General features: G+C 29.8%; 23 protein-coding genes. 18 read left to right on the forward strand and 5 right to left on the reverse strand.

Going from position 1 to position 22,725, the window contains the following annotated elements:
* The first annotated feature begins 17 nt into the window (after positions 1 to 17).
* Entirely contained in the window at positions 18 to 1,631 is a 1,614-nt protein-coding gene (locus tag J2Z76_RS10720; RefSeq protein WP_209512051.1) for an ABC transporter substrate-binding protein, read from the forward strand.
* An 89-nt stretch (positions 1,632 to 1,720) separates the two neighbouring features.
* Here the strand turns inward: J2Z76_RS10720 and J2Z76_RS10725 are convergent, their stop codons facing one another.
* Positions 1,721 to 2,746 carry a DmpA family aminopeptidase gene (locus J2Z76_RS10725; protein ID WP_209512052.1) on the reverse strand — a complete coding sequence of 342 codons (1,026 nt, stop codon included), beginning with the start codon at positions 2,744 to 2,746 and terminating at the stop codon, positions 1,721 to 1,723.
* A gap of 554 nt (positions 2,747 to 3,300) precedes the next feature.
* On the opposite strand from J2Z76_RS10725, the gene J2Z76_RS10730 reads away from it, so the two are divergent.
* From J2Z76_RS10730 to J2Z76_RS10740, 3 genes are read left to right on the forward strand one after another with little or no spacing between them, the layout of a single operon-like run.
* Complete coding sequence (locus tag J2Z76_RS10730; RefSeq protein ID WP_209512053.1) at positions 3,301 to 3,684, forward strand: CidA/LrgA family protein; 384 nt, start codon at positions 3,301 to 3,303, stop codon at positions 3,682 to 3,684.
* Positions 3,677 to 4,366: an LrgB family protein gene (locus J2Z76_RS10735; protein WP_209512054.1), complete on the forward strand. Its 690-nt coding sequence runs from the start codon at positions 3,677 to 3,679 to the stop codon at positions 4,364 to 4,366. The genes J2Z76_RS10730 and J2Z76_RS10735 overlap by 8 nt, the downstream gene beginning before the upstream one ends.
* 42 nt (positions 4,367 to 4,408) lie before the next feature.
* Positions 4,409 to 4,960, forward strand: coding sequence for a GNAT family N-acetyltransferase (locus J2Z76_RS10740; protein WP_209512055.1), 552 nt, complete (start codon positions 4,409 to 4,411; stop codon positions 4,958 to 4,960).
* 45 nt (positions 4,961 to 5,005) lie between these two features.
* Here the strand turns inward: J2Z76_RS10740 and trxA are convergent, their stop codons facing one another.
* The 4 genes from trxA to J2Z76_RS10760 all read right to left on the reverse strand — a co-directional run bounded on the left by trxA (position 5,006) and on the right by J2Z76_RS10760 (position 7,506).
* The gene (gene trxA, locus J2Z76_RS10745) at positions 5,006 to 5,329 is read right to left on the reverse strand and encodes a thioredoxin (RefSeq protein WP_209512056.1); all 324 of its coding nucleotides are present in this window, start codon (positions 5,327 to 5,329) and stop codon (positions 5,006 to 5,008) included.
* Positions 5,330 to 5,362: 33 nt separating this feature from the next.
* Positions 5,363 to 6,223, reverse strand: a complete 861-nt coding sequence (locus tag J2Z76_RS10750; RefSeq protein WP_245210421.1) for an NAD(P)/FAD-dependent oxidoreductase — start codon at positions 6,221 to 6,223, stop codon at positions 5,363 to 5,365.
* A gap of 27 nt (positions 6,224 to 6,250) precedes the next feature.
* Entirely contained in the window at positions 6,251 to 6,685 is a 435-nt protein-coding gene (locus tag J2Z76_RS10755) for a winged helix-turn-helix transcriptional regulator (RefSeq protein WP_209512057.1), read from the reverse strand.
* Between the two features lie 92 nt (positions 6,686 to 6,777).
* A complete protein-coding gene (locus J2Z76_RS10760; protein ID WP_209512058.1) occupies positions 6,778 to 7,506 on the reverse strand; it encodes a cytochrome c biogenesis CcdA family protein in 729 nt (242 codons plus the stop codon).
* Between the two features lie 241 nt (positions 7,507 to 7,747).
* Here J2Z76_RS10760 and J2Z76_RS10765 point away from each other — a divergent pair, with 241 nt between their 5' ends.
* From J2Z76_RS10765 to J2Z76_RS10830, 14 genes are all read left to right on the forward strand, one after another.
* Positions 7,748 to 8,659 carry a DUF2156 domain-containing protein gene (locus J2Z76_RS10765; protein WP_209512059.1) on the forward strand — a complete coding sequence of 304 codons (912 nt, stop codon included), beginning with the start codon at positions 7,748 to 7,750 and terminating at the stop codon, positions 8,657 to 8,659.
* Between the two features lie 572 nt (positions 8,660 to 9,231).
* Positions 9,232 to 10,185 carry an ATP phosphoribosyltransferase regulatory subunit gene (locus tag J2Z76_RS10770; RefSeq protein ID WP_209512060.1) on the forward strand — a complete coding sequence of 318 codons (954 nt, stop codon included), beginning with the start codon at positions 9,232 to 9,234 and terminating at the stop codon, positions 10,183 to 10,185.
* Positions 10,182 to 10,823 carry an ATP phosphoribosyltransferase gene (hisG, locus tag J2Z76_RS10775; protein ID WP_209512061.1) on the forward strand — a complete coding sequence of 214 codons (642 nt, stop codon included), beginning with the start codon at positions 10,182 to 10,184 and terminating at the stop codon, positions 10,821 to 10,823. Before J2Z76_RS10770 ends, hisG begins: the two co-directional genes overlap by 4 nt.
* Positions 10,807 to 12,096 (forward strand): histidinol dehydrogenase, encoded by a 1,290-nt coding sequence (gene hisD / locus J2Z76_RS10780; protein ID WP_209512062.1) that lies wholly within the window; start codon positions 10,807 to 10,809, stop codon positions 12,094 to 12,096. The genes hisG and hisD overlap by 17 nt, the downstream gene beginning before the upstream one ends.
* A gap of 27 nt (positions 12,097 to 12,123) precedes the next feature.
* Positions 12,124 to 13,164 (forward strand): histidinol-phosphate transaminase, encoded by a 1,041-nt coding sequence (gene hisC / locus J2Z76_RS10785; RefSeq protein WP_209512063.1) that lies wholly within the window; start codon positions 12,124 to 12,126, stop codon positions 13,162 to 13,164.
* On the forward strand, positions 13,161 to 13,739 hold the full coding sequence (gene hisB, locus J2Z76_RS10790; protein WP_209512064.1) for an imidazoleglycerol-phosphate dehydratase HisB: 579 nt from the start codon (positions 13,161 to 13,163) through the stop codon (positions 13,737 to 13,739). Before hisC ends, hisB begins: the two co-directional genes overlap by 4 nt.
* A 1-nt stretch (position 13,740) precedes the next feature.
* Entirely contained in the window at positions 13,741 to 14,346 is a 606-nt protein-coding gene (gene hisH / locus J2Z76_RS10795) for an imidazole glycerol phosphate synthase subunit HisH (protein ID WP_209512065.1), read from the forward strand.
* Between the two features lie 23 nt (positions 14,347 to 14,369).
* Positions 14,370 to 15,098 (forward strand): 1-(5-phosphoribosyl)-5-[(5-phosphoribosylamino)methylideneamino]imidazole-4-carboxamide isomerase, encoded by a 729-nt coding sequence (gene hisA, locus J2Z76_RS10800; protein ID WP_209512066.1) that lies wholly within the window; start codon positions 14,370 to 14,372, stop codon positions 15,096 to 15,098.
* A gap of 2 nt (positions 15,099 to 15,100) precedes the next feature.
* Positions 15,101 to 15,904 carry an imidazole glycerol phosphate synthase subunit HisF gene (hisF, locus tag J2Z76_RS10805; RefSeq protein ID WP_209512067.1) on the forward strand — a complete coding sequence of 268 codons (804 nt, stop codon included), beginning with the start codon at positions 15,101 to 15,103 and terminating at the stop codon, positions 15,902 to 15,904.
* A gap of 18 nt (positions 15,905 to 15,922) precedes the next feature.
* Complete coding sequence (hisIE, locus tag J2Z76_RS10810; RefSeq protein WP_209512068.1) at positions 15,923 to 16,555, forward strand: bifunctional phosphoribosyl-AMP cyclohydrolase/phosphoribosyl-ATP diphosphatase HisIE; 633 nt, start codon at positions 15,923 to 15,925, stop codon at positions 16,553 to 16,555.
* 178 nt (positions 16,556 to 16,733) lie between these two features.
* Complete coding sequence (locus J2Z76_RS10815; RefSeq protein WP_209512069.1) at positions 16,734 to 18,467, forward strand: efflux RND transporter periplasmic adaptor subunit; 1,734 nt, start codon at positions 16,734 to 16,736, stop codon at positions 18,465 to 18,467.
* A gap of 21 nt (positions 18,468 to 18,488) precedes the next feature.
* Positions 18,489 to 19,184, forward strand: a complete 696-nt coding sequence (locus tag J2Z76_RS10820; protein ID WP_209512070.1) for an ABC transporter ATP-binding protein — start codon at positions 18,489 to 18,491, stop codon at positions 19,182 to 19,184.
* On the forward strand, positions 19,174 to 20,352 hold the full coding sequence (locus tag J2Z76_RS10825) for an ABC transporter permease (protein ID WP_209512071.1): 1,179 nt from the start codon (positions 19,174 to 19,176) through the stop codon (positions 20,350 to 20,352). Before J2Z76_RS10820 ends, J2Z76_RS10825 begins: the two co-directional genes overlap by 11 nt.
* A gap of 50 nt (positions 20,353 to 20,402) precedes the next feature.
* Positions 20,403 to 22,664, forward strand: coding sequence for an S-layer homology domain-containing protein (locus tag J2Z76_RS10830; protein ID WP_209512072.1), 2,262 nt, complete (start codon positions 20,403 to 20,405; stop codon positions 22,662 to 22,664).
* Positions 22,665 to 22,725: the final 61 nt, after the last annotated feature.

A 22,725-nucleotide genomic window follows, 5' to 3' on the forward strand; every position in this document is an offset into this window, starting at 1 on the left:
ATTATAGGAGGAATAAAATGAAAAAAAATAAGATAATTACACTTATTTTAATTGTTGCTTTAGTACTTTCTCTCTTGAGTTTTACTGGCTGTAGTGATGGAAGTAAGGTTTCTAATGAATTGGCAGAGGGACAAACATTGATAATTCAGGACTCTGCTTGGGAAGGTGTAGATCTTTTCCAAGTATCTTCTTGGAATGACATGCAATGTCTGTTAGCAGATCCTATTCTTGAAAAAGATCCGGAAACAGGAGCGGTTCTTCCAGGAATTGCTTCAGATTCTCAATGGAGCGAAGATGGTCTTACATGGACACTTACTTTTCCCGAAGGAATGAAGTATTCCACAGGTGAACAAGTTGAACCTGAGGATTTCATTGCAAGTGTTGAATATGGTTTAGAAGTAAGTCCATATGCAGATGGTTATAGAGCTATTGAGTCAATGGAAGTTGATGGACGTAATGTCATTGTTAATTTAAGCGAATATCAAGCAGATATGCAGTATAATTTTCAAAGTTGTTTTGTAGGTTTAATTGATAAAGATGAAATTGATAATATGTCTGCTGACGATAAACTTTGGGGTTGCCATCCATATGGTGCATACTATCTTGATGAATATCAGCCAGGAGCATTTGCAATTTTGAAAGCTAATGAAGGATATAAAACAAACAACCCTATGTTGAAAAATCAAGGATCTTCTCCTGTAAAAACTTTAAAAGTAGTGTTCACTGGAGAGGATTTTACATTTGCTCAAGGTGTTAAAAATGGTGACTATGATGTTCTTTCAACAGTACCTTCAGAATACTACGACGAGTTAAAAGCTGCAGATAATATTGATATATTTGAAGCTTATGGTGCAGAAGTTAATTACGTAGAACTCAATATGACTGATTCTCTTTTCCAGGACATTAACATTCGTAAAGCAATTATTCATGCTATCAGCAGAGATAATTTAGCGAAGTATTTAAGTGAATTTGAAACGCCTGCATATAGCTTAGTTTTAAAAAAATGTTTAAACTATTCAGATAAAGCAGTTGATTACTATAAATCTAATTATGGATATGATACGGATAAGTCAAAGCAATTATTAGCTGATGCTGGATGGAAAGATACAAATAATGATGGATTTATAGATAAAGATGGAAGTAATTTTGTATTTGAATTTAATTGCAGAGACTCGGAAACAGCAAAGAAGGTTGCACAATCTCTTCAAATTGATCTTAAGGCAGTTGGAATCGACATGCAAATAAAAACACAAAACTGGTCATATGTAAATCAAGATGTAGTTGATGGTAACTTCCAAATGGGTTATTTAGGGTTAGGTTGGTCAGAACCGTTCTTATTAGTTGATAATTTTTGTAATAGAAATGTGGAATGTACTAATCCGGATCCTGAAAAATACAATGAGATGGTAGCTAAAGCCAGAAAAACAGTTGATTATGATGAAATAACTGAGCAGATTACTGCTATTCAGAAAAAACTATTTGATTATTGTACAATTATTCCTCTTATAGATAACAACGGATATCGTTGTTGGAGATCTGAGATAAAAGGAATTGTACATACGCCTACAGGTGGATTCTATCTTGGTGATGTGGTTACTGATGCAGATGGTAATTTCAAAAATGTTAAATAAGATTTATTAAATATATTAATGTATAGATATAAAAGCAAGAGGTTTACACTCTTGCTTTTAGTTATATGGATTCATTTTATGAATGTATACTATAAATAGTCTCTTAATCCTTTGACCTTTTTATTCAAATATCCAACTGTGGTTTTGGCGTGATAAAGTGAGCTTATAATAGCTTCTTCAACTGCCTCTACTGAAGCTTCAAAAACCTTGTCTATGTTATCGTCAAAGAACATCTTTGTTTCAATAATATCTTTATCACTATAGTGAGGAACACGATTTGTAGTAGTAAATGCTATAGCAATATCTCCACTACCATTTCCCATATAGGAGCCTGTTCTTCCAAGGGATATGGCAGACCGTTTAGCTACCCTTTTTAATTGTCTTTCAGAAAGAGGTATATCTGTGCCAATAATTATAATTATAGACCCTTGATCTTTGTCTTCGTCTTGAATTTCTTTTATTTTTTTTCCTATATGGTTACAACCAATTATCAAATTTCCGGAAGAACCGAAATTTGACATTACCAAAGCGCCAATAGTAAATTCTTTTCCATCAACATCAATAAGTCTTGAGGAAGAGCCTATACCTCCTTTTACACCAAGGCAACACATTCCAGTTCCGCTACCTACAGCACCTTCTTCAAAATCTTCCAAAGGGGAATTTAAAGCTTTAAGCACATCTTCTTCTGTTACGTGAAGACCTCGAATATCATTTAACCTACTATCATTGCATTCTGTAACCAGACAATTTACTGTTCCAGTTGTAACACCTATATCTTTGTTTTGTTCTAGCATATATTTTGTTAAAGCTGTAGCTGCTGTTCCAACACTAAGAGTATTGGTCATGATAATTGGAGTTTCAATTGTACCTAATTCCTCTATTTGTAATAGTCCTATACTTTTCCCAAAACCATTTAAAATATAAGTGGCTGCCATTACTTTGTCTTGAAAAATATTACCTTCATGAGGAAAAATAACAGTAACACCTGTATTAATATTTTCTTTTTGTAAAGTTATGTTTCCAATTTTCACACCTTTTACATCTGTAATTAGATTTTTTTTACCTTTTTTATACTTTTCATATAAATTTAAGCCACTTTTACTTGGTAAACCCATAATAGTTACCTCCTTTAAAATATTGAATGTAAAGCAGATTATATATATTATAAATATTTCTTCTCAAGTATACTTTGCAAATATCGTTCCAATTTTGTAAAAAAAATATAAAAGAAGAATTTGGTATTATTATAAACTAATAAATAAGATTTTAAAACACATATTCTAATTAATATTATTTATTAGAAAAGTATTCGACCTATTTACTCTTATTTAATATACATTTAGTCCTATTTAAACCAATTAGTTAGGATATTTACATAAGAATTTTTACTTAAATAAAATTCTTTTAACTGTTTAGAAAAATGACTCAACATTTTCTAATTTTGAAAGTGGTGGTATTTAAATAACTATAACTTCATTAGGAATATATAACTTATAATAATTTATATTTATTAAAAATTTAATATTATCAAAAAAATGTTATAAAGTATATAGTATTTGATATACCAATTTATTAAATTTTATTGAGTAAAATTATTAAAAAGTTACTATGTTTTTTATAGAGAATAAGGTATAATCATTATAGCAATTTGTAGTAAGGAGGGCATGAAATGCAAAAAATCATCAAGATACTGTTGCAAATAGCAATAATCTATGTAATATATATCATAGGAAATTATATAAGTAAAATTATTTCACCTATTATAATTATTCCAGGTAGTTTGATAGGGATGATGATATTATTTATTTTTTTGTGCACAAACATTGTAAAATTATCTATGATTGTGGATACAGGAAATTTTTTATTAAAGTATATGGGGCTTTTTTTTGTTCCATTAGTAGTAGGGATTATGGATTCGTTTGAATTAATTCAAGATAATTTTCTACAGTTGTTAATCATATTAGTAATTTCATGCATATCTGTAATGTTTGTATCATGTAAGGTTACGGATTTATTAATTATTTTTTTTAGAAAGGAACAAAATTATGATTAATGAAATATTTTCAGCTTTGTTTTTCATTGTAGCAACAATAATTATATATATGTCTTTTAATAAATTGTACCTTAATATAAAATCACCGATACTAAACCCAGTTTTAGTATCATCATGTTTTATTATTTTATTACTAATTTTATTTAAAATTCCATATCCTACATATAATAAGGGTGGCAGAGCAATAACAAGCTTACTAGGTCCATTAGTAGTTGTATTGGCTATACCACTTTATAAAAACAGACAGGCTTTAATGAAGAATTTCATACCTATTATGGGCGGTATTTTTGCTGGAATAGTAACTACCTTTATAACAGTTGTTCTTTTATGTAAAATGTTTAATATTAAATATTCAATAATGTTATCATTGTTTTCAAAATCTATTACAACTCCAATGGCTGTAGAAGCTACAAAAATTCTTGGTGGAAGTGAATCTATAACTATAATTGCAGTTGCAATAACAGGAATACTTGGAGCTGGATTTGCACCTTTTGTAATAAAGTATGGTAAAATAAAAAATGATGTGGCAAAGGGATTAGGTATAGGTACATCGTCACATGCTATAGGAACTTCTAAAGCAGTTGAAATGGGAGAAGAAATTGGAGCAGCAAGTGGATTAGCAATAGCAGTTTCAGGAATAACAACTATTTTAATAATTATAGTAATACGCAATTTTATTTAAGTGATAAATAATGATTAGAAAATAAAATGGGAGGAAGTTATAATGATTAATGCTAAAAAAATATATTTTTCTATTATAGAAAAGGAAGATATGCATTATTTATATCAATGGTTTTCAGATACAAACTTTTTAAAATATTATGATTATGTACCTCCTGTACCACAAAGCAAAGATGAGGTTAATCAAACTTTTAATGATTATGAAACAAAAGATGAATCAGTAGTATTTGCAATAAGATTGAAATCAGATAATAAAATTATTGGTATAGCAGGGTTTGATGATATGGTTAAATCAAATAAAGTGGCAACTCTTTTTATAGGTATAGGAGATAAAGAATTAAGAGGTAAAGGTTATGGAAATGAATCTCTGAAAATATTATTAGATTATGGATTTAATGATATGGATTTCTATAGAATTCAATTAAATGTTTTAGAATTTAATACTTCTGCAATAAAATTATATGAAAGAGCTGGTTTTAAAAGAGAAGGTGTATTTAGGGATTTTGTTCTAAGAAATAATCAAAGATACGATATGTTTTTGTATGGATTACTTAAACATGAATATAATTTTAATAATGAAAACCGCCTAAAGTAGTCAGGCGGTTTTAAATTTATATGATATATAACATATTATTATATATTAAGCTATGTTAGCCTCAATCATGCTAGTAAAAGAATTAAGTGGTTTTACTCCAATTTCCTTTGCTGCAACATTACCATCTTTAAATAAAGTTACTGTTGGTATGCTTTGAATTCCATAGCGTATTGCAAGTTCTTGTTGGTCATCAACATCAACTTTTAATACAGTTATTTTTCCCTCATATTGTTCTGCAATTTTTTCAATAACAGGAGCAAGCATTCTGCAAGGTGAGCACCATGTAGCCCAGAAATCAACCAAAACTAATTTATCCTTTTTAATAATATCATCAAATTCTTTTGTATTTTTTGGATATAATATATTCATTTTAAAAATCTCCTTATTTAGTTTTTAAATATTTTATTTTAATTTAATTTTATCTATTTTTTTAGCTGCATCTTGTGCAGCGATAAGACCTTCACTTACAGCTTTAGAAATTTGAAGTGGCTTTCCTGTACAATCTCCAGCAGCATAAACACCTTCAATATTTGTTTCCATGGAGCTATTAACTGCAATAAATCCACCATCTAATTCTAAACCATCTATAAGTGCTGTTGGTGCTACAATTTCTCTTAACATAAAAACGGCATCAGTTTTAATTATTTTATCTCCGATAATTACACTTTCAACTTTTGTATTGCCATTTACTTCATCTATTGTTCCAGATATAAATTCTATATTAGGATTTAGTTCCTTAGGTTGTTCGTTTTTAGAAACAAAAATTACTTTTACACCAATTTCATTTAGAAAATTAGCTTCTCTTGTAGCATCTTTACTTTGGTCCCAAACTACAGCAGTTTTATTTCTATACAACATTCCATCACATGTAGCACAATAGCTTACTCCGTTTCCAAGTAATTTAGATTCACCAGGTATTTCTTTAACTTTTGACATTCCCATAGCAAGAATTACTTTTTTAGCTTCAACAATTTCTCCATTGATATTGACCATGAAATGATCATAGAAGGGTAGTATATTTACAACCTTTTCATTTTCTATATGGACATTCATAGTATTTACATGTTCAACAAAACGATTCATTAATTCTTTTCCACTTATATTATAAAATCCTAAATGGTTGTCGATACGTTCAGCTTTTGCTAAATAATTTTCACTGCTAGAAAACAAACGTAGTGTTTTTCCTCTCGCTAAAGTGTTTACAGCTGCGGAAAGGCCTGCTGGACCAGCACCTATTATTGCAACATCAATTATATCACTCATATTTCACCTCAAATTAGTATATATTTATCATTCTTTTGGTTCTTGAACAGAAATTTCGTTAATTTCAACAATTTTATTACAATTAGAACAGTAATAACGATGTACAACACTATGGTTGCATTCGTTGTGAACTAATTTTTTATAACATTTATCTAAATATTTTTCTCCCCATAATATTAAACTATTAAAAACATCTTCCAGATCATAACCCTTTTCAGTTAAAGAATATTTATATCTAGGTGGATGAGTTTGGTATAACTCTCTTTTAATTAATTCATCATTTTCCATAGTCTTAAGTCTCTCAGACAATAAGTTTGTTGGTATTCCTTCTAGTCCATCTTGAATTTCTTTATATGTTTCATTACCAATTAACATTTGATGAAGAATAAGTAGAGACCATTTATCTCCTATGATGTTTAATGTTTGAGCAATATTACATGGCAAATTATATTGATTTTTCATTTGAATGCTCCTTGAGTACTATTTGACTATGCATATTTAATAATACTAATATTATTTTATTTTTATAAGATAATATACTAAATCACACTTAATTAAAAAGATAGTAATTTAGTTAAATCATTGAATTGTCCTGTAAATGTTAAAATACCTATTATGATTAAAATTGCTCCACCTATTTTAACTGTATATTTCATCAAATTTCTATTTTCTTTAAAGAAATTTAAAGTTTGTGTTGTAAATAAGCCTAATGCTAAAAAAGGAAGGACAAATCCAATAGCATAAACAAGTACTAATAAATTGCCTTTAAGAGGATGTGACGCGCCTGATGCCAAAATTAGCACTGATGAAAGAGCGGGGCCAACACATGGAGTCCATGCAAAGCTAAAAGTAAAGCCCATAATAAATGCTATAATTGGATTCATTTTATCTGTTAATTCTAAATTAAACTTTTTTTCATTTTTTAAAAAATTTAATTTTAACAATCCTACTTGTGAAAGTCCTAATACTATAATTATTATTCCACCAATTTGGCTAAATAATGTTTTATTATTAATAAAAAATGTTCCTAAAGCAGAAAAGGAAAGTCCAAGTATAAAAAAAGTGCTTGAAATACCAGCTATAAAAAACAATGTATTTGTTAATACTTTTTTTCTTTTGTAAAAAATAGTTCCATCTTCATTAATAATTTTACCATTGCCTGCTAAATAACTAATATAAACAGGAATAAGTGGTATAACACAAGGCGAAAAAAAAGATAAAACCCCTTCGAAAAATACTAAAACAAAGCTAACATTATTAACAATAGATAATCCACTAAACAAGGTCTACCTCCTAGTATAAGACTTTAATTTAATATAGCACAGTAACTTTAATTTGTCAAGTAACTATAAATAGTAAAATGACATAATTTATTAAACATTATATTGAAAATAATTCCTATTTATCATATACTTAAATATATTTATAAATAATTTTTTTGTTTAAAACATATTATATAGGGTAGATTATACTAGAAATATATAACAAATAAATACAACATAATATCGTTGACAATATTGAGGAGTGATTATAATAATTAATTTTAAGGGTTTGACTTTAGATGATAAACAGATAATAAATGAGTTTGTTAATATGAATTCAATTGAATCATATGAATACTTATTTTCATCACTATATATGTGGAGAAAATTAAATAGAGTTAAGTATGCAATAATAGATGATACACTTATAATAGAAAAAAATGAAGAGGGAAAAGGAACATTTTATGCAAGACCACTTCATTATAAGAAAGAAAATCTTGTAAATTTAATTGAAATTTTAAAAAAAAGAAATGAAGATTACACTGATAGAGATTATTTTTTTGGTGATGTTGATCAAGACTTTATAAACGATTTAAAGGAATATACTGATTATAATATAGAAATTATAGAAGATGTTGATGATTTTGAGTATGTATATAAAACAGAAGATTTAATTGAATTAAGGGGTAAAAAATATCATGGAAAGAAAAATCATGTTAATACTTTTGAAAAAACATACAACTATGAAATAAAAGCTATAACAAATGAAAGTGTCATTAAGGATTGTTTAGAGTTGTTACATAAATGGCATGAAGAAGTTTTAAAAACTATTGATAAAGAAATGTGCATGGAGATAGATGCAATAAAAGATATTTTTGGTGAATTGCAATATCTTAATCTTGAGTCAATAGCTGTTTATGTTGATGAAAAACTAGCAGGTTTCACAGTTGGTGAGAGAGTTAATGATAAATTAGCCGTAATACATGTGGAGCGTGGTGAACTAGAATATAAGGGAGTATATGCTTTTATAAATAGAAAATTTTTAATGGAGTGCTTTTCAGACACGGAATTTGTAAATAGACAGGAAGATACGGGTAATTCTGGATTAAGAAAAGCAAAAAAATCTTATCATCCTGTAAAGATGGTAAAAAAATATTTAGTTAAATTGAGCTAATTTAAATACATATACATAAAATATATTTTTATAAAAAAATTCAAAATAGTATTGACATATAAAAACAATCGTAGTACAATGGTAAAAATTTGAGAGGTGTAACATGGATATTAAATTATTATGTGTACAATTACATCATCATCACAGAACAGGGTTTGTTAGGGAACTTTAAGTAAGATTTAAGTTCACAGATGCAAGCTCTTTTAGTCATTTAATTAAAAGACTTGTATCTGTGGTGAATAATATAAACGTTAAGATAAGCCATCTGATATACAAGTCAGATGGCTTTTATTGTATGCCCTAACCCCATTTTTCAGAGTCTTTTTTCTGAAAAATGGTTGGTAGGTCAACCGCAACGAATTCCCAATGTATGCGACCATAGGGAGCAAATACATTGGAGAATGAGACTGCGTAAGGCCCTAACCCCATTTTTCAGAGTCTTTTTTCTGAAAAATGGTTGGTAGGTCAACTGCAATGAGCTCCAAATTTATGCGAACGATAGAGAGTAAATAAATTTGCGATGCGAAACTGCGATAGGTCTAATTAAAAAAGAAATATTATAGGAGGAAAACATGGATTTTTTAAAAATAGAAGACGAGGTTAAATTTTCACATAAAATGTTTATTTTAAAAAGAGAAATAGAACAATTTTTATGTGAAGAGGGATATAGAAACATAGAACCATCAATATATGAAAACTACGATGAATTTACAGGAATAAACTTCAGAGTGGACAAAAAATCATCAGTAAAACTTTTAGAAAACAGTGGAAATATATTTATACTATCACCAGATATAACAACAGGAATAGTTAATAAATTAATGCCAAGATGGGAGTTAGGACTTACACTCAAAATATTTTATTACGGTAAGACATACATAAACAATGGAATAGGAATAAAAGAAAACAGACAAATGGGCGTAGAACTCATAGGAGAAAAAAATAATAATACAGATGAAAGTGTATTAAGCATAGCTATAAAAACTATGAAAAAATACAGCAATCAATATTTATTTGAGATAGGTAACAGCAAATTTCTAAAGGGTATAATGCAAGCTTGTTCATTTAACAATTATGATTATAAAAATATTTTGAATTTATTATATTCAAAGAATAAGCAGGAGTTAAAAGAATATTTATCAAAGATTTCATACAAAGAACCAATGAGTACTCTAATAAATATTTTTGATTTGGAAGGCAGTCTTGATGAAATATTACAAAACCTTAAAGGTTTATATATTAATGATTTAATGCAACAAGGAATAGATGAACTTTGCACCCTAGATAAAAGCTTAAATGGTAATACACACAAGATTATATATGATTTATCAATGGTTTCTGAGTTAAGCTATTATGATGGAATTATATTTAGAGGTTACATAGATGGTTCAAATAAAGTAATCATAAAAGGTGGAAGATATGATTCTTTTACAGAGCAATATGGATACAAGATACCAGCCATAGGTTTTTCAATAGAATTAGATGAGTTAATTAAAACTATTTATGAGGAGGAAATGACAATATGAGTTTAACAGTTGCAATACCAAAAGGAAGACTTGGGAATCAGACAATAGATATGTTTAAATCTGCTGGAATAGGCGAAACAATTGATGAAGATTCAAGAAAGCTTATATTTGAGGATAAAAAAAATGACATAGTGTTCATGCTCCTTAAAAATTCAGATGTAATAACATATGTAGAAAATGGAGTAGCAGATATAGGAATTTCAGGCAAAGATATGGTAATGGAAAAAAATGCAGATATATATGAACTTTATAAAATGAACATAGGTAGATGTAAAATGTCCGTTGCAGGAATAAAAGGAAAAAGAATATTCAAAGATGATACTATATTAAATGTGGCTACTAAGTTTCCTGAAATAGCAAAAAAATATTTTAGTGTGAAAGGTCAAAAAATTAAAATTATAAAGCTTAATGGATCAATAGAGCTTGCTCCAATATTAGGGTTATCAGATGTGATAGTGGATTTGGTTGAAACAGGTAATACATTAAAAGCAAATGGGTTAGAAATTTTTGATGATATGTATGATATAAATGCAATGATTATATCAAATAAAATAAGCTATAAGTTTAAGAGGGAAAAAATTAAGGAAACAATTGAAATAATAAGGGCGGAGGACGAAAAAAATGATAAAAATAATTAATGATGTTGATAAAATAGGATTTTTAAGAGAACTTCAAAAAAGAAATGCAGAAGACTACAATGATGTTTATGAAGTAGTGGATAAAATAATAGAAGATGTAAGAAATAATAAAGATAGTGCAGTAAAAAAATACACCTTAGAGTTTGATAAAGTTTCCATAAACAACATAGAGGTAACAAAAGAAGAAATAGAGGAAGCATTTAATACTATAGATAAAGAACTGTTAGACACTATAAAAAAATCAAAAGAAAATATTTATAATTTTCACAAAAGACAAGTAAATAAAGGATTTAAATATAAACCAGAAGGCAAGGATATAATACTTGGTCAAATGGTAAATCCCATAGATAAGGTCGGCATTTATGTGCCAGGAGGGAAAGCCGCATATCCTTCAACTGTTCTTATGAATGCAATTCCAGCTAAAATAGCAGGTGTAAATGAAATAAATATGATAACACCTCCACAAAATGATGGAAAAATTAAAGATTCAATAATTGTTGCTGCATCATTAGCAGGTGTTGATAGAATTTTTAAAGTTGGCGGGGCACAAGGGGTTGCAGCACTCGCCTATGGAACAGAAACTATACCTAAAGTATATAAGATTACTGGGCCAGGTAATATATTCGTAGCAGCAGCTAAAAGAAAAGTTTCAGGTTTTGTTGGGATTGATATGATAGCAGGACCGAGTGAAATCCTCATAATAGCTGATGAATGTGCAAATCCAAAATATATTGCTGCAGATATGATTTCACAAGCAGAACATGATGAGATGGCAGCATCTATTCTTGTTACAGAATCAAGAAGTTTAGTAGATAAAGTTGTAAAAGAACTAGAGAGACAGGTAAATCTGTTAGAAAGAAAAGAAATCATAGAAAAATCTCTTACTAATCACGGTGCAATAATTGTAACAGATAGCATAAAAGAGTGTATAGACATTGCCAACGAAATAGCCCCTGAACATTTAGAGCTTCTAACAGTGAATTGCTTTGAAATGTATAAAGAAATAAAAAATGCAGGTGCAATTTTTTTAGGAGAATATAGCCCAGAACCTGTGGGGGATTATTTTGCAGGACCTAATCACACACTTCCTACAAGCTCTACAGCTAAATTTTCATCAGCACTATGTGTAGATGATTTCATTAAAAAAACATCTATTATATATTATAGCAAAGAAGCATTGAACGAAAACAGAGAAGATATAATTAGATTTGCTGAAAATGAAGGACTAACAGGACATGCAAACGCAGTTAGAATAAGAGAAAAATCAATTTAAAATAATTTTATTAGGAAGAGGCCAAAAATGATAAAACTAAAACCAAGTGTAGAAAAGTTAAATGCATATTTTGTAAATGACGTGCCATACAAAGTTAAACTTGATGCAAATGAAGGAAGCAATTATTTACTACAAGGTGGATTGAATATTGAAGATTTTAATCCAAATTTATACCCTGATAGCGACTCTAAATTATTAAGAGAAAAAATGGCTTTGTACTATGGTTGTAATCCTGAAAATATTTTAGCCGGAAATGGTTCGAGCGAATTAATTAATATGGTTATAAATGCTTACTGTGAAAAGGGTGATAAAGTAACAAGTTTTGTACCATCATTTAGCATGTATCAAACATATTGTGACTTGTGTGGAGCTGAATATGAGGGAGTTGAAACAGAAAAAGACTTCTCTCAAAATATAGACAAACTTATTGACAAATCTTTAGAGATAAATCCTAAAATAGTTATTCTTTGCACTCCAAATAATCCTACGGGATATGTTACAGCTAAGCAAGATATAATAAAGCTGTTGGACAATGTTAAAGATTCTATAATAATAATTGATGAAGCCTATGTTGATTTTTGTGAAAATTCAATAGTTAATTTAATAAACAATTATGAACAATTAATAGTTATGCGAACATTATCAAAAGCTTTTGGTTTAGCAGGTTTACGAGTAGGAGCTATGATTGCAAATGAAGATTTAGTAAGGCAGATTTGGAAGGTAAAAGTTCCATATAATATCAATATATTATCCCAATGTGCAGCAGTTAAATCTCTAGAAAATATCAACCTTGTAAATTTATATACAAAAGAAGTCGCTATTTTAAGAGAAGAATTAATGAATAATTTAAAGAAATTAAATTTTACAGTGTATGATTCTGGTTCTAACTTTATATTTATCAAGTCACCTGTGGATAACTTATACGAAAAACTCATGATCTGTGGAGTATTAATTAGAAAAATTAATTATAATAGTGATATTTATTATAGGATAACAGTTGGTACAAAAGAAGAAAATGAAATACTCTTAACTGAAATTAAAAATATAATAAGTGGAGAGATTGTATGAGACAAAGTAATATTAAAAGAATAACAAATGAAACAAGTATAGAAGTTGAGATAAATTTAGATGGAAGTGGAAAAACAGAAATAGATACTGGCATTGGGTTTTTAAATCACATGTTAACCTTGTTTGGATTTCATGGAGGATTTGACCTAAAAATTAAATGCATAGGTGATTTAGAAGTAGATTCTCATCATACAGCAGAAGATATAGGAATTACTTTGGGTCAAGCATTTAAAGAAGCAATAGGAGATAAAAAAGGGGTAAATCGCTATGGGACGATGCTTTTGCCCATGGATGAAGCTTTGGCTAGGGTTGTTGTTGATATAAGTGGCAGACCATATCTCGTTTACCTCTTAGATTTTAATAGAGCAATGATTAAAGATATTTCTACAGAGGATTTTAAGGAATTTTTTAAGGGATTTGTAAATAATTCTTTGACTACATTACATATTGAGTTATTGTATGGAGAAAATGATCATCACAAAATTGAAGGGATATTTAAAGGATTTGGAAGGGCATTAAAAAGTGCAAGCCGCATAACTTCCTCTACATTACAATCAACGAAAGGAAATTTATAAAATGCATGTTATAATAGATTATGGAATGGGCAATTTAGCATCGGTTCAAAGAGCATTTGAAAAGTTAGATGTGGAAACTAAAATTAGCAATAAAATTGAAGATTTAAAAAATGCAAAATCGTTGATATTACCTGGAGTAGGAGCGTTTAGAGATGCAATAAAATCTCTTGAAGAGTATGAGTTAATAGATGCTATCAAAGATGAAGTAGCAAAAGGTAAAAATATAATTGGTATTTGTTTAGGCATGCAATTACTTTATCAAAGAGGATTCGAATATGGAGATTATGAGGGTTTAGGACTTATTAAAGGAAATATAGAGTATATGGATATTAAACTTAAAATACCTCATATGGGATGGAATAATTTAAAGTTTAAAAAAGATGACCCAATATTAAGGTATATAAAAGAAGATGAATTTGTGTACTTTGTGCATTCCTATTATGCAGTTTCGGATAATTCGGAGCTAGTTGCATATGCAGAGTATGAAAAAAATGTTCCAGCGATAGTTAGAAGCGAAAATGTTTATGGAATTCAGTTTCATCCTGAAAAAAGTGGAGAAACAGGTCTTAATATACTTAAGGCATATAAAGAAATTATAGAAAAATAAATTTAAAAATGAGAGGATAAATTATGATATTATTTCCTGCAATAGATATAAAAGATAATAAATGCGTTAGACTTAAACAAGGTAAATTTGATAATATGAACGTGTACTCAGACGATCCAGTAGAAATGGCTAAAAAGTGGGAAAGTCTCGGCGCAAGTTACCTACATGTAGTAGACTTAGATGGAGCAAAAAATGAAGGTTTTCAAAACAGAAAATCTATAGAAAAAATAGCAAACTCAATTAAAATACCAATGCAAACTGGTGGAGGTATAAGGAGTGAAGAAAGGATAAAAAACCTTATAGATATTGGTGTTAATAGAGTTATAGTTGGAACAATGGCTATAGAAAACCAAGAATTATTAGAGAAACTAACTAAAATATATAAAGAGAAAATTGCAGTTTCAATAGATGCATATAAAGGGAAAGTAGCAGTTAGAGGGTGGCAGGCTGTAGGAGACACAGATTCTGTTGATATATGCAAATTTTTAGAGCAAATAGGAATAAAAACAATTGTTTATACAGACATATCAAAGGACGGTATGTTAAATGGTCCAAATTTTGCTGTATATGAGGAACTATCACAAAAAATAGGTCTAGATATAATAGCTTCAGGTGGAGTAACAACAATTTCAGACATTGAAAAATTAAATAATATGAAAATGTATGGTGCAATAATAGGAAAGGCATTATATGACAATAAACTAGATTTTAATGAAGCACTAAGAGCGATGAATAATAAAAGAAAGGATTAATTATGTTAGCAAAAAGAATTATACCTTGTTTAGATGTTAGAAATGGTAGAGTAGTAAAGGGTAAAAATTTTAAAGACATACAAGATGTTGATGACCCTGCTCGCTTAGGTAAATTTTATAGTGAGTCAGGTGCAGATGAACTTGTATTTTATGATATAACAGCATCAAATGAAGAAAGAAAAACATCACTAGAATTTGTAAAAAAAGTTGCACAAGAAATAAATATACCATTTTCAGTAGGAGGAGGGGTTTCATCTCTTGATGATTTTAAATATATATTGAGAAGTGGTGCAGATAAAGTTTCTATAAATTCATCTGCTGTTAAAAATCCAAAATTAATTAAAGAAGCATCAGAGCGTTTTGGTAACCAATGTGTTGTACTATCAATAGATGCTAAGAAAAATGATTTAGGTTCATGGAGCGTTTATGTAAAGGGTGGAAGAGAAAAAACAGATTTAGATGCAATTGAGTGGGCAAAAAAAGGCGTGGAACTTGGCGCAGGAGAAATAGTAGTAAATAGCATAGATGAAGATGGTATGAAAAATGGCTATGATATTGAACTCCTAAAAAAAATTACCGATGCAGTTCGTGTTCCTGTAATAGCATCGGGAGGAGCTGGTACATATGAGCATTTCTTAGAAGCAGCGAAATACGCAAATGTTGATGGTATACTAGCGGCATCAGTATTTCACTTTGGTGAAATAAAGATTGTTGATTTAAAGAAATATTTAAAAAATAATGGAATAGAAATTAGAACAATAGAGAGAACTATTGCAAAAGATAAAAGTGAGAATTATAAAAAATAAAATATAAAGGATAAAATTATGGAAATTAAAGAATTAAAAGAATTTTTAGAACAAATTAAATTTGATGAAAAGGGACTTGTTGTTGCAGTAGCACAGGATTATATAACAAATGAAGTTCTTATGGTAGCATATATGAGCAAAGAATCATTAGAAATTACATTAAAAGAAAAGAGGGCATGCTATTTTTCACGCAGTAGACAAAGTTTATGGAGAAAAGGTGAAACATCAGGACATATTCAAAAGCTTAAAGGTTTATATTACGACTGCGATGCAGATGCAGTACTAATGAAAGTTGAGCAAATAGGATGTGCTTGTCATACAGGAGCATATTCATGCTTTTATAATAAGGCATATGAAGAAAATGTTACAGATCAGGCAATATTAAAAAAAGTGTACAATCAAATTATAAATAGAAAAGAAAATCCAGTAGAAGAATCATATACAAATTATTTATTTGAAAAAGGATTAGATAAAATATTAAAAAAAGTTGGAGAAGAAACAAGCGAAGTAATAATAGGAGCGAAAAATAAAAATAAAGAAGAACTTGTATATGAACTAAGTGATTTAATATATCACTCCTTAGTGTTAATGGTAAGTGAAGGTGTAACAATAGATGAGATAAAACAAGAATTAGCGAAAAGACATAAATAGAAATTAAACTATGGGTGCAATAATATATTGTACTCTTTTTTTATGTAGTAAGTAAATAAAAAATAAACTATTTTGGCTGGGAATATATCATTTTCAACACACTAAATTAACACATTTTCAACACAAATAAATTCTATTATTTGGAATAAGTGCAAATAGAGTAAACTAGGAGGATTGTATGGATAATGGAAAGAAATCGAAGAAATGGAAGCCTAAAAAAATAAAGTTACCTAAGCTAACAAAAAAGAAAATAGTAATAATTGTAATTATAGGCGTAGTAGTTCTAGGAGGTAGTATTTATGGGTATAATAAACTGTTTTTAGGTAAAAGTATTGAAAATTTTAATACTGCTACAGTAACAAAAGGAGGTATAACTGTATCAATAGAGGGTTCGGGTGTAATTGAACCAATCGAGATGTATGAAATAACATCATTAGCTACAGGAGAAATACTTCAGTCAGATTTTGAAGAAGGGCAAGAAGTTAAAGCAGGAGATTTGCTTTATGTTATTGATACAAAAGATATAGAAAATACTATAGAAAAAGCAAAAGTATCTTTAGAAAAGCAGCAATTATCTCATAGTGAAATTTTAGATTCATATGCAGGCTTATTAGTAGCTTCACCCATACCAGGGGTCATAACTGAATGTTATGTAAAAAATGGTGATTATGTACAAAGTGGTACTAAAATAGCGGATATTATAAATAATGAGTATATGATGTTAGAAATTCCATTCAATTCAAACGATGCCTCAAATATAAATGTTGGAGATACGGCACAGGTAACTCTTGAAAATTCTTTTTATGAATCGACAGGTACTGTTCAATATGTTTCGTCTGGTGAAATAGTAATAGACTCTGGGGCTACAGTATCCACAGTAAAGATAAAAGTTAAAAATCCAGGATCTATAACAAACGCAGATAAGGCAACAGCAATAATAAACAACATGGCATGCAACTCATCGGGAACATTTGATTATTGGGAACAAAAAACAGTTACAGCACAAACATCTGGAGATGTAATTAGCCTTAATCATACAACGGGTGATAAAGTTAGTGATGGAAGTATCATAGTAAATTTAGAAAGTAAAAGTGCTGAAATTTCACTTAAACAAAGTGAGCTTTCTCTAAAAGATTCTGAACTTGCTTTGCAAAATACATACGATCAATTAGATGATTACAATATTACATCACCTATATCAGGTACAGTTGTTCAAAAAAACTCCAAAGCAGGAGATACCTTAGACACTAATACTAAAAGTACCACCATGGCAGTTATAGCAGATATGTCAAAACTAACCTTTGAGTTAGATGTAGATGAACTAGATATAGGAAAGATAGCAGTTGGTCAAAAAGTTACAGTAACAGCGGATTCCCTAAGTGGTAAATCCTTTGAAGGAACAATTGAGAACATTAGTGCTATAGGAACAAGCACTGATGGCGTAGCATCATACCCTGTAACCGTAGAAATGGATAACACTGGTGACTTAATGATAGGAATGAATGTCAATGCAGAAATTGTAATTGAATCAAAGCAAGATATATTGAGAATACCATCATCAGCACTTAATAGAAACAATAGAGTTCTAGTAGAAGATAAAGATGGTTCTAAAGCAGCAGCACAAGCAGCAGCTCAAGCCCAAAATTCAAAAACAAACAATCAAAATAACAATGGCATAAAATCCTTTGCTCCAACAAGTGCACCAGAAGGATATACATATGTAACAGTTGAAATAGGAATAAATGATACAGATTATGTAGAAATAGTGAGTGGACTTGAAGAAGGTGACGTTGTTGTAGTACCTACTGAAGTAACAACTACAACCACTACAAATCAACAAAACTTCAGAGGAGGAATGGAAGGCGGAGGAATGCCTACAGGTGGCGGTGGAATGCCTCCAGGAGGTATGTAGTGATAATTCGGGAGGTTGAACATGATAGATTTAGTAGATTTATATAAAATATATAAAATAGGTGACAGTGAAATAAGGGCACTTGATGGAATAAATCTGCATATAGATAAAAATGAATTTGTAGCTATAGTAGGACAGTCGGGGTCTGGAAAATCAACATGTATGAACATGATTGGTTGCTTAGATATTCCAACATCAGGTAAATTTATTTTAAACGGAAAAGATGCAAGCAAATTAAAAGAAGATGAACTTTCAGAAATAAGAAATCTTACATTAGGGTTTATATTCCAACAGTACAATTTAATTTCAAAGCTAAATGTATTTGAAAATGTAGAGTTGCCATTGATATATAGGGGAGTAGAAAAGAATAAAAGAAAGAAAATGGTAGAAGAATCCTTAGAAAGAGTGGACTTGACAGACAGGATATTAAATATGCCATCACAATTATCAGGAGGACAGCAGCAGAGGGTTTCAATTGCCAGAGCCCTTTCTGGAAATCCACCTGTTATACTTGCAGATGAACCAACAGGTGCATTAGATTCAAAAACTGGAGCAGAGGTTCTTGAGCTCCTCAAAGAAATTAATAGAGAAGGAAACACCATAGTCCTTATTACTCACGATAATTTTATTGCCCAGCAAGCCAAGAGAATAGTTAGGCTGCACGATGGCAAGATAATTGAAGATAAAGTATTGGGGGTGGCAGAAAATGAACTTTAAACAATCCTTTATATTAGCAATAAAAAGTTTAAGAGGAAGTAAAATGCGTTCATTTTTAACAATGCTAGGTATTATTATAGGTGTCGCATCGGTTATACTTTTAGTTAGCTTAATAAGTGGTATGGCAGCTGATATGTCAGAAAGTTTTGAAAGTATGGGAACAAATCTTATATCAGTAAACATTAGGGGTAGAGGTGGAAACATAACATTGAATCCAAAGGAAATGCAGGAACTTGCCGAAGAAAATCCAGATTCAATAGCAGCTGTTACTCCTTTAGTTTCTATTAATAATGCTACTGTAAAGTTTGAATATAACAATATGACAACAACTTGTACAGGAAGTAATGAATATTTTCCCCAAATAAAAAATTCAACTGTTGAATCGGGCAGATACATAAGTTATTTAGATGTTGAAAAAAGACAAAAAACATGTGTTATTGGCTCGTATGTAAAAAATGAACTCTTTGAAAATGAATCACCAATAGGAAAACAGATAAAAATAAATGGAACAGCATTTACTGTTGTTGGAGTCTTAGCAGAAAAAGCAGATTCCGAAGAGAGTGGAGATGATGATATAGTGATGATACCATACACTTCAGCATCGAGATTATCACGTATGATGTCAATAAGCAACTATTCATTTAGTGCAACTTCTACTGAAACTGTAGAAAAAGCAATGGAAGCAATAAATAAAAAAATGTCAGAAGTATTTAGCAGCACTAATTACTACAGTGTATTTAGTGCATCCCAGGCTCTAGACCAAGTAAATGAGTTAATGGGAACCGTAACATTGGTACTAGTTGGAGTCGCGGCAATATCACTTCTAGTAGGTGGTATAGGAATTATGAACATAATGCTCGTTTCAGTAACAGAGAGAACAAGAGAAATAGGCATAAGAAAATCACTTGGAGCAAAGAGAAAAGATATAATGAGTCAATTTGTTGTAGAAGCTGCAACTACTAGTTCAGTAGGAGGGGTAATTGGTATTATATTTGGAGTAGTATCAGCATATGGAATCGGATCCTTACTAGATATGACTGTTAAGCCATCCTTTTATGCAGTGATCATTGCCTTTTCTGTTTCAGTTATAATAGGAATAACATTTGGATATTTTCCAGCTAATAAAGCAGCTAAAATGCACCCAATAGATGCATTAAGACAAGACTAACGCAATCAACAACATAATTACAACCTTAAAAAAAGAAAGGATTGATATAATTGAAAAAAATAATAGCACTTACATTAATTGTATTAACATTTTGTACCATATTTGCTACAACATATGCAGCTGAAACATCATCTGATGATATAGTACAGATGATGAAATCACTCAATATAATGAGCGGATACTCGGACGGAAACATGCATCTAGAAGATAAACTTACGAGGGCACAATTTGCAAAAATAATAGTAAATGCATCTCCTTATAAAAATAGTGTGTCATCAAAATCAACTACATCACCATTTAAAGATGTACCGTATTCCAGTTGGTCAGCACCATACATAAGCGTTGCAGTTGCAAGCAAGCTTATAACAGGGTACCCAGATTCTTCATTTAAGCCAGATAAAAATGTAACACTTGAAGAAGCTGTAACAGTCGTACTTAACTTAATGGGTTATACAAGTGAAGACTTTGGTTCATCTTGGCCATATGGTCAACTGAGCTTAGCAACTAATATAGGTTTATTGAAAAACTCTTCTGTTCAAGCAGGAACTGAAATAACTAGAAATGATGCAATGCAAATAATATACAATATGCTAAATAGCAATACAAAATCAGGTAGTGCCTATGTTGATTCTTTAGGGTATGAAATACTTGAAGATGTAATATTAATTGCTACTTCCGATGAAGATTCATCAATTAGTGTTGGAAAGATTTCTACTTCAGCAGGTACATATAAGATTACTAGTATGTTTAATGTAGAGAACATAGGAAGAAAAGGGAATGCTATATTGAATAATAATGATGAAATTATATGCTTTATCCCTTCGGATGACCAGATTACAACCTATATTGCATATGCAGCAATTGATGGAGATATAATAGTTTCAATGTCTGGTGGGTATACAGAATCACTAGGGCTCAATAAAAGTACAACTGTATATTATAAAGGGACTAAAACAACTGTTGATAATATAGTTTCTAGCATAAGTGTAGGAGATATTATAAAGGTATCTTATTCAAGAGGAAACATAGATTTTGTAGTAGTATCAGGTAATAAAATGCAAGGACCGGTTATAGCTAATGATTCAAATTGGAGCAACTTATTTAATACAAATAATTCAAACGTAATAGTTATGAGAAATGGAAATAAGGTTAGTGTAAATGATATAAGCACATATGATGTTTTGTACTATTCACAATCTTTAAATATATTGTGGGCGTACAATAAAAAAATAACTGGAATATACGAAAGTGCATCACCAAATAAAGACCAACCATCGTCAGTAGCTATATCAGGAACGGAATACTCTTTAGAAACAGCAGACGCATTCAATAAATTATCATCAAAAGGTGTATTTAGTATTGGAGATAGTGTGACTTTACTAATTGGTAAAGATGGCAAAATTGCAGATGTTATATCACCAACTGAAACGAAAATTAATATTATTGGATATTTAATTGGTAGTGGAACAAAAAACATTACAAATGATTCAGGATATACTTACAATGTAAACTATGTAGAAATAGTTACTACAGATGGAGATATATTAGAATATGAAGCAAATAAAAATTATTCTAGCATGGTTAATTCGGTAGTTACCATTAAATTTTTAAATGGCCTTGCAGTTTTAAGCAAAACGAATGGAGGAAGCTTAAGTGGAATTTTTGATTGGGAAAATAAAAAACTTGGTTTAACACCAATAGCAACGGGTATAAATATAATAGATATTGGAACTGTTGATTCAAGTATGAATTCTAAATATGTAATAACTTATCCTCAACGAATTAACAATGTAAAAATTAATAGTTCAAACATATTATATTACAATAAAAACAAAAATGGTGAAATAGACAACTTAATATTGAAAAATGTAACAGGAGATTCACTTAAATATGGAATAGTTTTAGATGCAGAAGTTACCACTGTGGATATGAGTATATCATCAAAATATGAATGTGATGTAAATGGTACAACAATGACTCTTTCAAGCAGTAATTCAGCTTATACAAATGTAAATTTAGGTCAGCCGGCAGCATTTTACATAGATGGTACCAGCATAGTTTCAATTAAGCCGCTATCAGTGGTTTCTACGGCTATTACAGATGTAAATGGAGTTCAATTAGAAACTTCTAAAGGTGAAATATATTTATTGAGCAGTGATGTTGTTGTTTACGACAATACAAAGTTCACAGGATATGATATAATACCATTATCTGATATTATAGGAAATGGCGGATATAATATAAAAGCGTATTATGATAAGTCAGAATCAAGTGGTGGAAGAATAAGAGTAATAATAGTAACTGAAAAGTAGTTTTATTCTTGACTTTAATAATATAAATAAAAAGTAAATATAAAAATTTAAATATATAAAA

The organism is Sedimentibacter acidaminivorans, assembly GCF_017873955.1.
GTDB lineage: Bacteria > Bacillota > Clostridia > Tissierellales > Sedimentibacteraceae > Sedimentibacter > Sedimentibacter acidaminivorans.

What these genes read in the sequence shown, in the direction of transcription:
- hisB (WP_209512064.1), top strand. Translation starts at nt 13,161, where the DNA reads ATGAGACAAAGTAATATTAAAAGAATAACAAATGAAACAAGTATAGAA.
- J2Z76_RS10815 (WP_209512069.1), top strand. Translation starts at nt 16,734, where the DNA reads ATGGATAATGGAAAGAAATCGAAGAAATGGAAGCCTAAAAAAATAAAG.
- hisA (WP_209512066.1), top strand. Translation starts at nt 14,370, where the DNA reads ATGATATTATTTCCTGCAATAGATATAAAAGATAATAAATGCGTTAGA.
- J2Z76_RS10750 (WP_245210421.1), bottom strand. Translation starts at nt 6,223, where the DNA reads ATGAGTGATATAATTGATGTTGCAATAATAGGTGCTGGTCCAGCAGGC.
- J2Z76_RS10740 (WP_209512055.1), top strand. Translation starts at nt 4,409, where the DNA reads ATGATTAATGCTAAAAAAATATATTTTTCTATTATAGAAAAGGAAGAT.
- J2Z76_RS10820 (WP_209512070.1), top strand. Translation starts at nt 18,489, where the DNA reads ATGATAGATTTAGTAGATTTATATAAAATATATAAAATAGGTGACAGT.
- J2Z76_RS10720 (WP_209512051.1), top strand. Translation starts at nt 18, where the DNA reads ATGAAAAAAAATAAGATAATTACACTTATTTTAATTGTTGCTTTAGTA.
- J2Z76_RS10825 (WP_209512071.1), top strand. Translation starts at nt 19,174, where the DNA reads ATGAACTTTAAACAATCCTTTATATTAGCAATAAAAAGTTTAAGAGGA.
- hisG (WP_209512061.1), top strand. Translation starts at nt 10,182, where the DNA reads ATGAGTTTAACAGTTGCAATACCAAAAGGAAGACTTGGGAATCAGACA.
- J2Z76_RS10725 (WP_209512052.1), bottom strand. Translation starts at nt 2,746, where the DNA reads ATGGGTTTACCAAGTAAAAGTGGCTTAAATTTATATGAAAAGTATAAA.
- J2Z76_RS10735 (WP_209512054.1), top strand. Translation starts at nt 3,677, where the DNA reads ATGATTAATGAAATATTTTCAGCTTTGTTTTTCATTGTAGCAACAATA.
- trxA (WP_209512056.1), bottom strand. Translation starts at nt 5,329, where the DNA reads ATGAATATATTATATCCAAAAAATACAAAAGAATTTGATGATATTATT.
- hisD (WP_209512062.1), top strand. Translation starts at nt 10,807, where the DNA reads ATGATAAAAATAATTAATGATGTTGATAAAATAGGATTTTTAAGAGAA.
- J2Z76_RS10755 (WP_209512057.1), bottom strand. Translation starts at nt 6,685, where the DNA reads ATGAAAAATCAATATAATTTGCCATGTAATATTGCTCAAACATTAAAC.
- hisIE (WP_209512068.1), top strand. Translation starts at nt 15,923, where the DNA reads ATGGAAATTAAAGAATTAAAAGAATTTTTAGAACAAATTAAATTTGAT.
- J2Z76_RS10730 (WP_209512053.1), top strand. Translation starts at nt 3,301, where the DNA reads ATGCAAAAAATCATCAAGATACTGTTGCAAATAGCAATAATCTATGTA.
- hisH (WP_209512065.1), top strand. Translation starts at nt 13,741, where the DNA reads ATGCATGTTATAATAGATTATGGAATGGGCAATTTAGCATCGGTTCAA.
- J2Z76_RS10770 (WP_209512060.1), top strand. Translation starts at nt 9,232, where the DNA reads ATGGATTTTTTAAAAATAGAAGACGAGGTTAAATTTTCACATAAAATG.
- hisF (WP_209512067.1), top strand. Translation starts at nt 15,101, where the DNA reads ATGTTAGCAAAAAGAATTATACCTTGTTTAGATGTTAGAAATGGTAGA.
- hisC (WP_209512063.1), top strand. Translation starts at nt 12,124, where the DNA reads ATGATAAAACTAAAACCAAGTGTAGAAAAGTTAAATGCATATTTTGTA.